This is a genomic window from Shigella sp. FC1544, assembly GCF_001722145.1.
GTDB classification, from domain to species: domain Bacteria; phylum Pseudomonadota; class Gammaproteobacteria; order Enterobacterales; family Enterobacteriaceae; genus Escherichia; species Escherichia coli.
Window position 1 is genome coordinate 1 of the sequence record NZ_MECT01000584.1, and the last position, 14,807, is coordinate 14,807.

10 protein-coding genes and 4 pseudogenes are annotated in these 14,807 nt (G+C 50.7%); 6 read left to right on the forward strand and 8 right to left on the reverse strand.

Annotation, left to right across the window (positions count from 1 at the left end; all coding sequences use genetic code 11):
* Together BGK49_RS23790 and pdeF are read left to right on the forward strand one after the other, a co-directional pair.
* Positions 1 to 300, forward strand: a pseudogene (locus tag BGK49_RS23790) (IS1-like element IS1X2 family transposase); the annotation flags it as partial.
* 28 nt (positions 301 to 328) lie between these two features.
* Positions 329 to 2,520 (forward strand): annotated as a pseudogene (gene pdeF, locus BGK49_RS23795) (cyclic-guanylate-specific phosphodiesterase PdeF).
* A gap of 89 nt (positions 2,521 to 2,609) precedes the next feature.
* On the opposite strand, the gene ppx reads toward pdeF, so the two are convergent.
* The 4 genes from ppx to purM form a co-directional block, all read right to left on the reverse strand.
* Positions 2,610 to 4,151, reverse strand: coding sequence for an exopolyphosphatase (gene ppx, locus BGK49_RS23800; protein ID WP_001121370.1), 1,542 nt, complete (start codon positions 4,149 to 4,151; stop codon positions 2,610 to 2,612).
* A 4-nt stretch (positions 4,152 to 4,155) separates the two neighbouring features.
* Positions 4,156 to 6,222, reverse strand: a complete 2,067-nt coding sequence (ppk1, locus tag BGK49_RS23805; protein WP_000529584.1) for a polyphosphate kinase 1 — start codon at positions 6,220 to 6,222, stop codon at positions 4,156 to 4,158.
* A gap of 170 nt (positions 6,223 to 6,392) precedes the next feature.
* The gene (purN, locus tag BGK49_RS23810) at positions 6,393 to 7,031 is read right to left on the reverse strand and encodes a phosphoribosylglycinamide formyltransferase (protein WP_001028618.1); all 639 of its coding nucleotides are present in this window, start codon (positions 7,029 to 7,031) and stop codon (positions 6,393 to 6,395) included.
* On the reverse strand, positions 7,031 to 8,068 hold the full coding sequence (purM, locus tag BGK49_RS23815) for a phosphoribosylformylglycinamidine cyclo-ligase (protein WP_005043501.1): 1,038 nt from the start codon (positions 8,066 to 8,068) through the stop codon (positions 7,031 to 7,033). The genes purN and purM overlap by 1 nt, the downstream gene beginning before the upstream one ends.
* A gap of 323 nt (positions 8,069 to 8,391) precedes the next feature.
* Between purM and upp the strand changes: the two genes are divergently transcribed.
* The 3 genes from upp to BGK49_RS23830 all read left to right on the forward strand — a co-directional run bounded on the left by upp (position 8,392) and on the right by BGK49_RS23830 (position 11,189).
* Positions 8,392 to 9,018 carry a uracil phosphoribosyltransferase gene (gene upp, locus BGK49_RS23820; RefSeq protein ID WP_001295473.1) on the forward strand — a complete coding sequence of 209 codons (627 nt, stop codon included), beginning with the start codon at positions 8,392 to 8,394 and terminating at the stop codon, positions 9,016 to 9,018.
* Positions 9,019 to 9,103: 85 nt separating this feature from the next.
* Positions 9,104 to 10,393, forward strand: coding sequence for a uracil permease (gene uraA / locus BGK49_RS23825; protein WP_005026368.1), 1,290 nt, complete (start codon positions 9,104 to 9,106; stop codon positions 10,391 to 10,393).
* Positions 10,394 to 10,487: 94 nt separating this feature from the next.
* Positions 10,488 to 11,189 carry a DnaA inactivator Hda gene (locus BGK49_RS23830; RefSeq protein WP_001307333.1) on the forward strand — a complete coding sequence of 234 codons (702 nt, stop codon included), beginning with the start codon at positions 10,488 to 10,490 and terminating at the stop codon, positions 11,187 to 11,189.
* A 137-nt stretch (positions 11,190 to 11,326) separates the two neighbouring features.
* On the opposite strand, the gene arsC is transcribed toward BGK49_RS23830, so the two are convergent.
* Positions 11,327 to 11,686: an arsenate reductase (glutaredoxin) gene (arsC, locus tag BGK49_RS23835; RefSeq protein WP_069375837.1), complete on the reverse strand. Its 360-nt coding sequence runs from the start codon at positions 11,684 to 11,686 to the stop codon at positions 11,327 to 11,329.
* Positions 11,687 to 11,706: 20 nt separating this feature from the next.
* Positions 11,707 to 13,170 (reverse strand): beta-barrel assembly-enhancing protease, encoded by a 1,464-nt coding sequence (gene bepA, locus BGK49_RS23840; RefSeq protein ID WP_000489639.1) that lies wholly within the window; start codon positions 13,168 to 13,170, stop codon positions 11,707 to 11,709.
* Positions 13,171 to 13,382: 212 nt separating this feature from the next.
* Between bepA and BGK49_RS23845 the strand changes: the two genes are divergently transcribed.
* Complete coding sequence (locus BGK49_RS23845) at positions 13,383 to 14,444, forward strand: AI-2E family transporter (protein WP_000892046.1); 1,062 nt, start codon at positions 13,383 to 13,385, stop codon at positions 14,442 to 14,444.
* A 37-nt stretch (positions 14,445 to 14,481) separates the two neighbouring features.
* Here BGK49_RS23845 and BGK49_RS28725 read toward each other — a convergent pair.
* Together BGK49_RS28725 and BGK49_RS23850 are read right to left on the reverse strand one after the other, a co-directional pair.
* Positions 14,482 to 14,652, reverse strand: a pseudogene (locus tag BGK49_RS28725) (formate/nitrite transporter family protein); the annotation flags it as partial.
* Positions 14,621 to 14,807, reverse strand: a pseudogene (locus tag BGK49_RS23850) (hypothetical protein); the annotation flags it as partial. The pseudogenes BGK49_RS23850 and BGK49_RS28725, both read right to left, overlap by 32 nt.

Here is a 14,807-nt window from a genome sequence, read left to right on the forward strand (position 1 = left end):
ACGGTTGTGGCGCACGTCTTCGGTGAACGCACTCTGGCCACACTGGAGCGTCTTCTGAGCCTGCTGTCGGCCTTTGAGGTCGTGGTATGGATGACGGATGGCTGGCCGCTGTATGAATCACGCCTGAAGGGAAAGCTGCACGTTATCAGCAAGCGTTACACTCAGCGCATTGAGCGACATAATCTGAATCTGAGACAACATCTGGCAAGGCTGGGACGGAAGTCACTGTCGTTCTCAAAATCGGTGGAGCTGCATGACAAGGTCATCGGGCATTATCTGAACATAAAACACTATCAGTAAGTTGGAGTCATTACCCTGCTGAGCATCTATGAAACTGAATGCAACTTATATAAAAATACGTGATAAATGGTGGGGGCTTCCGCTGTTTCTGCCTTTTTTAATCTTGCCCATTTTCGCCCACATTAATACTTTCGCGCATATTTCTTCCGGTGAGGTTTTTCTCTTTTATCTGCCTCTGGCACTGATGATCAGCATGATGATGTTTTTCAGCTGGGCGGCATTGCCAGGGATCGCCTTAGGGATTTTTGTCCGCAAATATGCAGAGCTGGGTTTTTACGAAACGCTATCATTAACGGCTAATTTTATTATCATTATCATTCTCTGTTGGGGCGGTTACAGGGTCTTTACTCCCCGGCGTAACAACGTTTCACATGGTGATACCCGTTTAATTTCCCAGCGTATATTCTGGCAGATTGTGTTTCCTGCAACGCTGTTTCTGATACTTTTCCAGTTTGCTGCATTTGTAGGATTACTGGCGAGCAGAGAAAATCTGGTCGGTGTCATGCCTTTTAACCTCGGGACTTTAATCAATTATCAGGTCTTACTGGTGGGTAATCTGATCGGTGTCCCGCTGTGCTACTTCATCATTCGGGTAGTGCGAAATCCATTTGATTTACGTAGCTATTATTCGCAATTAAAACAGCAGGTTGATGCCAAAGTCACCAAAAAAGAGTTCGCGCTCTGGCTACTGGCATTAGGTGCTTTATTGTTGCTGTTATGCATGCCGTTAAATGAAAAAAGCACAATTTTTAGCACCAATTATACCTTGTCATTATTGCTGCCCCTGATGATGTGGGGAGCGATGCGCTATGGTTATAAGCTGATTTCTCTGCTCTGGGCGGTCGTGTTGATGATCAGCATCCACAGCTATCAAAATTACATTCCCATTTATCCTGGCTATACCACGCAGCTGACCATAACCTCCTCCAGTTATCTGGTATTCTCTTTTATTGTCAATTATATGGCTGTACTGGCAACCCGTCAGAGAGCGGTAGTCAGACGCATTCAGCGGCTTGCGTATGTGGACCCGGTGGTTCATCTGCCAAATGTTCGCGCCCTGAATCGCGCGTTGCGTGATGCCCCCTGGTCTGCGCTTTGTTATTTACGCATCCCTGGCATGGAAATGCTGGTTAAGAACTATGGCATCATGCTGCGGATTCAATACAAGCAAAAACTTTCTCACTGGCTGTCACCCTTGCTGGAACCGGGTGAAGATGTTTATCAGCTTTCGGGTAACGATCTCGCGCTGCGACTGAATACAGAATCGCACCAGGAGCGCATTACCGCACTGGATAGCCATCTCAAGCAATTTCGTTTCTTTTGGGATGGCATGCCGATGCAACCGCAGATTGGCGTCAGTTACTGCTATGTGCGCTCGCCAGTGAATCATATCTACCTGCTGCTGGGAGAGCTAAATACGGTCGCCGAACTTTCCATCGTGACCAACGCCCCGGAAAATATGCAGCGTCGCGGGGCAATGTATTGCAACGCGAATTGAAAGATAAAGTCGCGATGATGAATCGACTACAGCAGGCGCTGGAACACAACCATTTTTTCCTGATGGCCCAGCCGATTACCGGTATGCGTGGTGATGTTTACCATGAAATTCTTCTGCGCATGAAAGGTGAGAATGATGAACTGATCAGCCCCGATAGTTTCTTGCCGGTCGCGCACGAATTTGGTTTATCGTCGAGTATCGACATGTGGGTCATTGAGCATACGCTGCAATTTATGGCTGAAAACAGAGCGAAGATGCCCGCTCACCGTTTTGCTATTAATCTGTCTCCAACCTCGGTATGTCAGGCTCGTTTTCCTTTTGAAGTCAGTCAGTTGCTGGCTAAATATCAGATTGAAGCGTGGCAACTTATTTTTGAAGTCACCGAAAGTAATGCTCTGACCAATGTTAAGCAGGCGCAAATCACCTTGCAGCATCTTCAGGAATTAGGCTGCCAGATTGCGATTGATGATTTCGGCACCGGCTACGCCAGCTATGCACGGCTTAAAAATGTGAATGCCGATCTGCTTAAAATTGACGGCAGTTTTATCCGCAATATTGTGTCAAATAGTCTGGATTATCAGATAGTGGCATCGATTTGCCACCTGGCGCGAATGAAGAAAATGCGGGTAGTGGCAGAGTACGTTGAAAACGAAGAGATCCGCGAGGCGGTGCTCTCTTTGGGGATCGATTATATGCAGGGTTATCTTATTGGTAAGCCGTAGCCGTTAATTGATACGTTGAATGAAATCGAACCCATTCGCGAAAGTGCCTGAATAATGCGGGCCGACATTTCTCGTCGGCCCGCAAAGCATTAAGCGGCGATTTCAGGTGTACTTTCTTCTTCAATTTTCAACCGCCAGCCAGCCACGCCTTCCCAGTATTCTTGCTCCTTTTCCAGATCAAGCAGTACCAACGCATTCTGACTAAACCAGTCATGCGGGAAACGCAGTGTCCAGTGACTGTCATCAGTAATCAGTGTCAATGTTGGCGGTGTGGTGGTTGCCTGACGTTGATTGTTGAGTAATACGCCAAGGCGCAATAGCTGAATCAGTGGCAGGAACTGTTTCTTCTTAAACAAGGTAAAGCGCGGCAGATCGTCGAGTTTAATCGCTTTGCGGTGATAGCGCACCAGTGTCGCCATCATCAGCTGCTGTTCCTGATTAAAACCCGGCAAGTCACTGTTTTGCAGAATATAAGCGGAGTGGCGATGCAAACCGCTGTGGTTGATATTCAACCCGACCTCATGCAGCATGGCGGCCCATCGCAGTAGCGCCTCCAGTTGCGGATGCGCCAGCTTCGGTTGCTGTTCCCGCCACTGTTCGTACATTTGCATAGTGGTATCCAGCACCCGTCGGGCCTGTTCGCTGTCGATGTGATACTGGTTGGCGAGGCTGCTGGCGGTGCGACTACGCACATCCTGATGACGGAAACGTCCTTCCATTTCGTACAGTACGCCTTCGCGTAACGCCCCGTCAGAAAGGCGCAGTTCACGGATGGCTAAAGCATCAAACACACCGCATAAAATCGCCAGTCCAGGAACGAAGACTGTTTTCCGCTCTTCGGAAAGACCCGGTAAACTCAGCGATGCGAAATTACGGTGACGTAAAACTTCTTTTACCAGTTTTTCCAGACGCTCCGGGGTAATTATCCCGTCTTTCTCGCCCATTTCCATTAACACTTCATGGGCGGCTTTTATGGTACCGGAAGCGCCCATTGCCACGTTCCAGCCCTGAATACGGAATTGCCAGGTTAAAGTTTCCAGTTTTTGTGCTGCCGCCATACGAGCGCGCTGAAAATTCTCTTTATTGATGACCCCGCCAGGGAAGTAAAGCTGGGCAAAGCTGACACAACCCATCCGGCGGCTTTCAACGAGAATCGGTTCGAAATTTTCACCAATCACCAGTTCCGTAGATCCGCCGCCAATATCAATAACCAGTTTGCGACCTTTCTCCGGTTGGGTATGTTCCACGCCCATAAAAATCAGACGGGCTTCTTCATTACCGGAAATAATTTCAATCGGGTAGGGAATGACCTTTTCCACGCGTTTCAGAAAGTCAGTGGCGTTCAGCGCCTGACGCAGCGTATGGGTGCCGACTATACAGACGCTGGCAGGAGAAAACCCTTGTAGCCGTTCGGCAAACAGCGACAGACAGTTCAAACCGCGCGTCATTGCCTCTTCACTCAACATATTATCTGGCCCCAGGCCGTCCGCCAGATGCACTCGCTGTTTCAGGCGGCCAATAATCTGCATGGCACCATCTACCACACGGGCTATGACCATGTGAAAACTGTTTGAACCAAGATCGACCGCAGCAAACTCCTGCGGACGAGGGGATTTATCGTGTATTGGCATAGGGTTATTCAGGTTGTTCGAGTGATTTGATGTAGTCGTAAATCGCCAACTGCGCCCGTACTTTGCGGCGATTGCCGCGGGGAACGTAGCGATTACTGAGTTCTTTATCGATATAACGTGCTTTGACCGTATCGCTGAACAATATGTCGATGATGTCCAGCACCCGCTGCTTCAGGTGCGGATCGAGCAGCGGTGTCGCCACTTCAATACGATAATCAATATTGCGCGTCATCCAGTCGGCGGAAGAAAGGTAGACCTTTTTATCGCCGCCATTTTCAAAAATATAAACCCGGTCATGTTCAAGGTAACGGTCAACAATACTGATGGCACGAATGTTGTCGCTAATGCCTTCCAGATTGGGGATCAGCGAACACATTCCGCGAACCAGCAGATTAACCGGTACGCCGGAGCTGGAGGCCGCATACAGACGATCAACCAGGCCTTTATCGACAAGGTTATTTAGCTTCAGGGTGATACCACTGGGCAGCCCTTGCTGCGCGTTGGCGATTTCGCGGTCTACCATTTCATATAACAGACGGCGAGAGTTTTGCGGTGACACCATTAAATAATCAAATGTCACTGGGCGGTATGGGTTTTCAATAAAGTTAAATACCCGCCGTACTTCGTTGGTGATACGCGCATCTGCGGTCAGCAACGAATAGTCAGTATAAAGACGCGCGGTTTTTTCGTTAAAGTTCCCGGTCCCGATGTGTGCGTAACGGACCACTTCACCGTTTTCTTTACGTGAAATCAGGAACAGTTTGGCGTGAATTTTCAGCCCCGGCGCAGAGAAGATAACGTGCACGCCTGCTTCGGTCAGGCGCTTCGCCCAGTGAATGTTGGCTTCTTCGTCGAAACGCGCCTGTAACTCAACCACCACAGTGACTTTCTTACCGTTATGTGCGGCGTGGATCATCGAGTCGATGATGCGTGAATCTTTCGCCACGCGGTAAATGTTAATTTTAATCGCCAGTACGCTCGGGTCGAACGAAGCCTGACGCAGCAGTTCCAGCACATGCTCAAAGGTGTGATAAGGATAATAGAGCAACACATCGTGTTCGCGAATGGCATCAAAACCATTGCGGAACTGGGCTTTATCAAACCAAATGTGGCGTAAACGCGGCAGTGGTTTGTTCACCAGATTGGCTTTGCCGACATTGGGGAAATTAATAAAGTCTTTAAAATTATGATAACGACCGCCGGGGACGATGGAGTCGTAGCGGGAAATAGTCAGTTTTTCGCGTAACACTTCAACCAGCGCATTGGGCATATCGCGCTGATAAACAAAACGCACCGGCTCAGCAGTTAAACGCTGCTTGAGACTGGAAGACATCAACTCCATCAGGCTGGCTTCCATCTCATGCACTAAATCGTATTCAGCATCGCGGGTCATCTTCATTGAATAGGCATTCAGCGCGTCATAATCAAAGAAGCCTTTGAAAATATCATCAAGGCAGTAACGCAGAATGTTATCCAGAAGAATCATCGGCTTGCGTCGACGCGGCGCTTCTGGCGGTAAATTCACAAAGCGCGGCACTTTATCTGATGGGATCTCCAGCAGCGCGTAACGGATGGTGTCTCCACGGATAATTTCCACCGCCAGATAGGTGTAATCATCCTTCAGGAACTGCACTAAGTCAGTGTCAGGATTGATTAAAATCGGCGTAATGTGCTGACGCAGATACTGCTTAAAATAATGACGAAGCCAGTTTTGTTGATTGACGGAGAGCTGGCGTTCATTAATCAGGAAGATCTGGTTGCGCGCCATCTCCAGCAATAGCTCGTTGTAGAGGCCGTCGAATTCCTGATCGGCTTTCAGCACCCGGGACTGAATTTTGCTCAGTAAATGGCGGGAATGAGAGTTGGAGCCTTGTTCTTCGCTAATAATGATGCGTCGCTTCAGTTCAGCGAAGCGGACTTTATAGAACTCATCAAGGTTATTGGAATAGATCCCCAGGAAACGCATCCTTTCAATCAGCGGGTTAGATTTGTCCGCCGCTTCCTGAAGCACGCGTTCATTGAACGATAACCAACTGAGCTCTTTTTCGATGTATAGCTTTTCCTGACCCATTACCACTTTTACTCCGTTTTATTCACGGGACACTGCCTGGATATTATGGCGAGCAATATTGGCAGATGTCCAACTATGCCAGAAAAGGGGAAAAAAACTGCTGGAGCTTGCGATTTACAGATGAATTGAAAAACGCCAGCGGCAGAGCTGGCGCTTTAACTACGGGGGCATTACTCGTCGGCAGCGTAGCCCTGCGGCGGCAGACGTTGACCATCCAGCCACGCGGCGTTTTCGTGCATTTTCAGACGACCATCGGCAAACCAGCTAATCACCAGTGGATAAATAGCGTGTTCCTGGGTTTGCACGCGGGCGGTGACGTCATCTTCCGTATCACCAGCAAATACCGGGACTTTCGCCTGTAAAATAACCGGGCCACCGTCCAGTTCATCGGTGACGAAATGCACCGATGTACCGTGCTCTTCATCGCCATTTTCCAGCGCCTGACGATGGGTGTGTAATCCGGGATATTTCGGCAGCAGAGAAGGGTGAATGTTCAGCAAACGCCCGGCATAGTGGGAGACAAACGCCGGGCTGAGAATGCGCATAAAACCAGCCAGCACGACCACATCGGGTGCGTACATGTCGATTTCATGAATCAACTCCCGGTCATAGGCTTCACGACTGTCAAACGCGCTGGCGATGAGCGTATGCGTTGCAATACCCGCCTGGCGGGCGCGTTCAAGGCCGAACGCGTCGGCCTTATTGCTGAAAACTGCCCGTACGGTGCCTTTAATTTTGTTGGTTTTACAGGCGTCAATAATTGCCTGTAAATTACTTCCGTTACCGGAAATAAGCACCACAATATTCATTATTCGATAACCACGCGTTGTTCGGAATCAGAGGCTTTGATGATACCGATTTTCCACGCGTTTTCACCGTTGGCATTGAGCAGGGCGAGGGCTTTGTCCACTTCCGGAGCAGGCAGGGCAATAATCATCCCGACGCCGCAGTTGAAGGTGCGATACATTTCATGGCGCTCAACGTTACCTGCCGTTTGCAGCCAGTTGAACACTTCCGGCCACTGCCAGGAAGATTCATCAATCACTGCCTGAGTATTATCTGGCAATACGCGTGGAATGTTTTCCCAGAAGCCGCCGCCGGTCAGGTGCGCAATGGCATGCACATCGACCTTTTCAATCAACTCCAGCACTGACTTCACGTAAATGCGGGTCGGTGCCAGCAGATGATCGGCTAATGGCTTACCATCAAGTTCGGTGGTTTGCGGATCACAACCGCTGACTTCAAGAATTTTGCGCACCAGCGAATAGCCGTTCGAGTGCGGACCGCTGGAACCGAGTGCAATCAGAACATCGCCGTCGCTGACTTTAGAGCCGTCGATGATTTCTGATTTTTCTACCACGCCCACGCAGAAACCCGCGACATCGTAATCTTCACCGTGATACATCCCCGGCATTTCTGCCGTTTCGCCACCCACCAGTGAACAGCCCGATTGCAGACAACCTTCCGCGATGCCGCTGATCACCGCTGAAGTGGTATCAACATCCAGTTTTCCGGTTGCGTAATAGTCGAGGAAAAACAGCGGTTCTGCACCTTGCACCACCAGGTCATTAACGCACATGGCGACCAGATCAATACCAATGGTGTCGTGACGTTTTAAGTCCATTGCCAGACGCAGCTTGGTACCTACGCCGTCAGTGCCGGAAACCAGCACGGGTTCACGATATTTTTGCGGCAATGCACACAGCGCACCGAAGCCGCCCAGACCGCCCATCACTTCCGGACGACGCGTTTTCTTCACTACGCCTTTGATTCTTCCAACCAGAGCATTACCCGCGTCAATATCAACACCGGCATCTTTGTAGCTAAGAGAGGTTTTATCGGTCACTGCTTGGGTCCCCACGCGTTACTTGCGGTAGAAAAATAAAATTCGGCGCAATTCTAACAGGGAAAGCAAACGTTTGCGAGACTGCTTTGCACAACCTTTTTGCACGTCTTTTCCCCAGACGCGCGGCGAAAGAAGACTTGTGCCAGGGCAAAGGTTAGTTTTCGGATGGAATGATCTTCTTTCATAACCATTTGAATATAAAGTAACTTTATCTCAAATCGTTATCATTTTGACTAAAGTCAACGAAAAGAATATTGCCGCCTTGAAGAAAGGAGGTATAATCCGTCGATTTTTTTGTGGCTGCCCCTCAAAGGAGAAAGAGTATGAAGATCGTGGAAGTCAAACACCCACTCGTCAAACACAAGCTGGGACTGATGCGTGAGCAAGATATCAGCACCAAGCGCTTTCGCGAACTCGCTTCCGAAGTGGGTAGCCTGCTGACTTACGAAGCGACCGCCGACCTCGAAACGGAAAAAGTAACTATCGAAGGCTGGAACGGCCCGGTAGAAATCGACCAGATCAAAGGTAAGAAAATTACCGTTGTGCCAATTCTGCGTGCGGGTCTTGGTATGATGGACGGTGTGCTGGAAAATGTTCCGAGCGCGCGCATCAGCGTTGTCGGTATGTACCGTAATGAAGAAACGCTGGAGCCGGTACCGTACTTCCAGAAACTGGTTTCTAACATCGATGAGCGTATGGCGCTGATCGTTGACCCAATGCTGGCAACCGGTGGTTCCGTTATCGCGACCATCGACCTGCTGAAAAAAGCGGGCTGCAGCAGCATCAAAGTTCTGGTGCTGGTCGCTGCGCCAGAAGGTATCGCTGCGCTGGAAAAAGCGCACCCGGACGTCGAACTGTATACCGCATCGATTGATCAGGGACTGAACGAGCACGGATACATTATTCCGGGCCTCGGCGATGCCGGTGACAAAATCTTTGGTACGAAATAAAGAATAAAAATAATTAAAGCCGACTTTAAGAGTCGGCTTTTTTTTGAGTAAAGCGCCTATAACACATAATACAGAGGATAATACTATGACGCGCCGTGCTATCGGGGTGAGTGAAAGACCGCCACTTTTACAGACAATCCCGCTTAGTTTGCAACATTTGTTCGCCATGTTTGGTGCAACCGTCCTGGTGCCCGTCTTATTTCATATTAACCCGGCGACTGTACTGTTATTTAACGGTATTGGAACGCTGCTGTATCTCTTCATCTGTAAAGGGAAAATTCCGGCTTATCTTGGTTCCAGCTTTGCCTTTATTTCACCGGTATTGTTACTGTTGCCGTTAGGGTATGAAGTCGCGCTGGGCGGCTTTATTATGTGCGGCGTGCTGTTCTGCCTGGTTTCTTTTATCGTGAAGAAAGCGGGGACCGGCTGGCTGGACGTGCTGTTTCCACCTGCGGCAATGGGCGCAATCGTTGCCGTCATCGGTCTGGAGCTGGCGGGCGTAGCTGCCGGTATGGCGGGTTTACTCCCGGCTGAAGGGCAAACTCCAGACTCCAAAACCATCATCATCTCTATTACCACCCTGGCGGTCACGGTTTTAGGTTCCGTGCTGTTTCGTGGTTTCCTGGCAATTATCCCGATTTTAATTGGCGTGCTGGTGGGCTACGCGCTCTCTTTCGCAATGGGAATTGTCGATACCACGCCGATTATTAATGCTCACTGGTTTGCGCTGCCAACCCTCTATACGCCGCGCTTCGAGTGGTTTGCCATTCTGACTATTCTGCCAGCGGCGTTAGTGGTTATTGCCGAACACGTAGGGCACCTGGTAGTAACGGCTAATATCGTCAAAAAAGATCTGCTGCGCGATCCAGGTCTGCACCGTTCGATGTTTGCTAACGGCCTGTCGACCGTGATCTCCGGCTTCTTTGGCTCCACGCCAAATACCACTTACGGAGAAAACATTGGCGTGATGGCGATCACCCGTGTTTACAGTACCTGGGTTATCGGCGGGGCGGCGATTTTCGCTATCCTGCTTTCCTGCGTCGGTAAACTGGCTGCCGCTATCCAGATGATCCCATTGCCGGTGATGGGCGGCGTTTCGCTGCTGCTTTATGGTGTCATCGGTGCTTCCGGTATTCGTGTTTTGATCGAATCGAAAGTGGATTACAACAAAGCACAGAACCTGATCCTGACTTCCGTGATTTTGATCATCGGCGTCAGTGGCGCGAAGGTAAACATCGGCGCGGCGGAGTTAAAAGGTATGGCGCTGGCGACCATCGTCGGTATCGGCTTAAGTTTGATTTTCAAACTGATCAGTGTGCTGCGCCCTGAAGAAGTGGTGCTGGACGCAGAAGAGGCGGATATAACAGACAAATAATGTACCGACCGGGCAGTGTTGCTGCCCGGTTCAAACATCATGGGATTCTGTGGTAAACTTCTCGCGATTTTGTGAAATCCTGGTTGAGGTATCTCTGAACACACCGGCACAGCTCTCTTTGCCACTTTATCTTCCTGACGACGAAACCTTTGCAAGTTTCTGGCCGGGGGATAACTCCTCTTTACTGGCCGCGCTGCAAAACGTGCTGCGTCAGGAACATAGCGGTTACATCTATCTCTGGGCACGCGAAGGCGCGGGGCGCAGCCATCTGCTGCACGCGGCTTGCGCGGAATTGTCGCAGCGTGGCGATGCGGTGGGCTATGTCCCGCTGGATAAACGCACCTGGTTTGTTCCGGAAGTGCTCGACGGTATGGAGCATTTGTCGCTGGTTTGTATCGACAACATTGAGTGTATTGCAGGCGATGAGTTGTGGGAGATGGCGATTTTCGATCTCTACAATCGAATTCTGGAATCGGGCAAAACACGGTTGTTGATCACCGGCGATCGTCCACCGCGGCAGTTGAATCTGGGATTACCGGATCTCGCGTCGCGACTCGACTGGGGGCAGATCTACAAATTGCAGCCACTTTCTGATGAAGATAAGTTGCAGGCGCTACAGTTACGCGCGCGTTTGCGTGGTTTTGAACTGCCGGAAGATGTGGGGCGTTTCTTGCTGAAGCGGCTCGACAGAGAAATGCGCACGCTATTTATGACGTTGGATCAGTTGGATCGTGCGTCGATTACCGCGCAACGTAAGCTGACCATTCCGTTTGTGAAAGAAATTCTGAAGTTGTAGATAAGGTGTTTATTGTCGGATGCGGCGCGAACGCCTTATCCGAACTACGCGAAGTTAATCCATAGTATTCGTAGGCCGGATAAGACATGGCAAGCGTCGCATCCGGCAATGTGCTTCAACTAGCGATGGAGCACATCTTAACCCACGATTTCCAGTACCTGCACCGGTGGACGACCAATCCGCGCTTTGCCATTCGCGACCACAATCGGGCGCTCCATCAGCTTCGGATTATCCACCATTGCCTGAATCAGCGCCTCTTCGCTAAGCGAACTGTCAGCCAGGTTCAGTTCTTTATAAAGATCCTCTTTCTGGCGCATCAATTCACGGGCGCTATTCATCCCCAGCATTTTCAGCAAATCGCGCAGCGTTGCCGCATCGGCGGGTGTCTCAAGGTAGAGTACCACTTCTGGCTCCACGCCGTTTTCTTTCAGCAGGTTCAGCGTTTCCCGGCTCTTTGAACAGCGTGGGTTATGGTAGATTTTTACCTGTTTGGTCATTGTTCTTCCTTTAATGCGAATTACATCTTGGTATAAGGCTTAAAGCGTTCCTGCAGCTGGCGCAACTGGTCGATGCGCGCATCGTAACGCGCTTGTTGCAGGCTGCCTAATTTCACCTGCGAACTGGCGCTACTCAACAGCGAAATGGCCTGATCGAGTCGTCCGGCGAGCGCATAACCTTCTGCTCGCGCAGCCAGCTCCTGATCGCGGTTATTTAGCGCGGCTTCCGCCTGTGCCAGTAAATCCCAGCCGTTGCTGTCATCTTTATTATTAAAGGTGTAGCGATTGAGAATATTGGCCGCTTCTTGTGGTTGACCGCCTTGCAGATAAGCGTTTGCCAGGTTGAGCTGCAACACCGGATTGGTGCGCAAATCACGGGCATTTTTCAGGCGATTGATTGCCTCATTGGCTTTGTTTTGCCCAAGATCGATATCGGTAGCCAGATCGAGATACCATGCGTTGCCAGGTTCTGCCGCCAGTAACGGTTGCAGCGTTTTACGCGCCTCGTCGTATTTATTGGCTTCCATCGCCTGTAAAGCACGACCATATTGCGCCGCTCGTTGCTGACGAACGTTTCCTTTCGCCCATTCATCCAGCAAATCACTGGTGAGCTGGTTACGTCCGGAATTATACATCCCCAGTGTGCGCGCTTTCGCCAGATAGAAATCTTCCGACGACTGCACCACCATCGGTCGCATCTGATTAGCACGGTTGCGGGCATCTGCCAGACGACTTTCCGGCAACGGGTGAGTCAATAAAATTTCCGGCGGGCGCGAGGAGTAACGCGCCTGATCGAGTAATTTTTCGAGGAAGGTTGGCATCGCCTGCGGATCGAATCCCGAGCGTTGCAGCACCTGAATACCAATGCGGTCCGCTTCCTGTTCATTTTGCTGGGTGAAACTGATCATCCCCTGACGCGTTCCCGCCAGTGTACCGGTCAGCGCCGCCATCCCCGCCTGCGGACTGGCCATCGCCAGTAAAATAGAACCTAACGCGCCGACCCAGGTCAGCGGCGCGCTGCGCTGCTGATCTTCCATCGCTCGCGCCAGGTGACGTTGGGTGAGGTGGGAGATTTCGTGCGCCATAACTGAAGCCAGTTGACTTTCGTTATCGGAATAACGGAACAGGGCAGAGTGCAGCACCACGTTGCCGCCAAAGAAAGCAAAGGCGTTAATTTCGTCGTTGTTGATTAGAAAAAAATGAAACGGTGTCTTAACCGAATTGGCATGCGAAACCAGACGCATCCCCAGCGAATTAATATATTGCGTTAACAGCGGGTCATTAATTAACGGCGCGCTGCCGCGTAGCTGGCGGACATAATAGTCGCCCATCTGCATTTCCTGACCAATGGAAAGCGTGCTTCCTGCGGAGGTTCCCATATCCGGCAAGGTGTCTGCGTTGTCGGCAAACGCCGGGGCTACCTGACCAATGGTCATAGCAGCAATGAGGGTTGCAACTAGGTTTTTTTTCAACTGCCTGAACATAACCTCTATCCTGTATTTCTGAAGATAGTCATTTGACCGATACTGTGAAATATCGTTCCCACCGCGCCGCCTTTGAGTGTAACGGCGAAGATTAGCCCACTCAAATGACTTTTCAGTTTCCTGAATCCGTCATAAAAAGCGAAGTCTTTTTTGTGACATTTCGATACAATTGCGGATCGCAATCCCGCTCTTGAGGTTCAGGGAAGGTTTTTATGCTCGAAATGTTGATGCAATGGTATCGCCGCCGTTTTAGCGACCCGGAAGCGATTGCCTTGCTGGTTATTTTAGTTGCCGGATTTGGCATTATCTTTTTCTTTAGTGGCCTGCTTGCTCCGTTGCTGGTGGCTATTGTGCTGGCCTATTTGCTGGAATGGCCAACCGTGCGCCTGCAATCTATTGGCTGCTCCCGCCGCTGGGCGACGTCGATTGTATTGGTGGTTTTTGTCGGTATATTGCTACTGATGGCGTTCGTGGTACTGCCTATCGCCTGGCAACAGGGCATCTACTTAATCCGCGATATGCCGGGGATGCTCAATAAGCTTTCTGACTTTGCCGCCACGTTGCCGCGCCGCTATCCGGCGTTAATGGACGCGGGCATTATTGATGCAATGGCCGAAAATATGCGCAGTCGGATGCTGACCATGGGCGATTCGGTGGTGAAAATTTCCCTCGCCTCGCTGGTCGGTTTGCTGACCATTGCCGTCTATCTGGTGCTGGTGCCATTGATGGTCTTCTTCCTGCTGAAAGACAAAGAGCAGATGCTGAACGCCGTTCGTCGGGTGCTGCCGCGCAACCGTGGACTGGCAGGACAGGTGTGGAAGGAGATGAATCAACAAATCACCAACTATATCCGCGGCAAAGTGCTGGAGATGAGCGTGGTGGGGATCGCCACCTGGCTGGGGTTCTTGCTCTTTGGGCTGAACTATTCGCTGCTGCTGGCGGTGCTGGTCGGCTTCTCGGTTCTTATTCCGTACATTGGCGCATTTGTGGTGACCATTCCGGTGGTTGGCGTGGCGCTATTCCAGTTTGGCGCAGGCACGGAATTCTGGAGCTGCTTCGCGGTGTATCTGATTATTCAGGCGCTGGACGGCAACCTGCTAGTACCGGTGTTGTTCTCCGAAGCGGTTAACCTGCATCCGCTGGTGATTATTTTATCGGTGGTGATCTTCGGTGGTTTGTGGGGATTCTGGGGCGTATTCTTCGCCATTCCATTGGCGACGCTGATCAAAGCCGTGATCCACGCCTGGCCCGATGGGCAAATCGCGCAAGAATAATCTTCAGCCCGACGAACTGTTTCGCCGGGCTGATTTTTCAGGATTCCTGACGTAAATAAATAGCCCGATAACACATACTCACCAGCACTGCACCGCCGATAATATTACCCAGCATCACCGGGAGCAGATTGGCGGTAATAAAATGGCTGACCGTCAGTGCCGGAAAATTGTCTGCGCTACTGTGCGCCAGTTGCCAGAAGGGGGGGGGCCCCTATTAAGTTGTCAAGCATGTTATGACCCTGCGGGGTATAAAAAGTCCCGTCGCGCATCATGGCGAACAGAACGTCGCAGCGTCGTCTCGCCAGGGCGATAAGCGCCTGATTGTGTCGTTTTCCCTGACTCATTTTGCGGGTGTAGTAAGCC

Bases quoted from the DNA above. Each gene is read 5' to 3' on its own strand.
- bepA (WP_000489639.1), bottom strand. From the start codon at position 13,170: ATGTTCAGGCAGTTGAAAAAAAACCTAGTTGCAACCCTCATTGCTGCT.
- ppk1 (WP_000529584.1), bottom strand. From the start codon at position 6,222: ATGGGTCAGGAAAAGCTATACATCGAAAAAGAGCTCAGTTGGTTATCG.
- arsC (WP_069375837.1), bottom strand. From the start codon at position 11,686: ATGACCAAACAGGTAAAAATCTACCATAACCCACGCTGTTCAAAGAGC.
- purN (WP_001028618.1), bottom strand. From the start codon at position 7,031: ATGAATATTGTGGTGCTTATTTCCGGTAACGGAAGTAATTTACAGGCA.
- upp (WP_001295473.1), top strand. From the start codon at position 8,392: ATGAAGATCGTGGAAGTCAAACACCCACTCGTCAAACACAAGCTGGGA.
- uraA (WP_005026368.1), top strand. From the start codon at position 9,104: ATGACGCGCCGTGCTATCGGGGTGAGTGAAAGACCGCCACTTTTACAG.
- BGK49_RS23845 (WP_000892046.1), top strand. From the start codon at position 13,383: ATGCTCGAAATGTTGATGCAATGGTATCGCCGCCGTTTTAGCGACCCG.
- ppx (WP_001121370.1), bottom strand. From the start codon at position 4,151: ATGCCAATACACGATAAATCCCCTCGTCCGCAGGAGTTTGCTGCGGTC.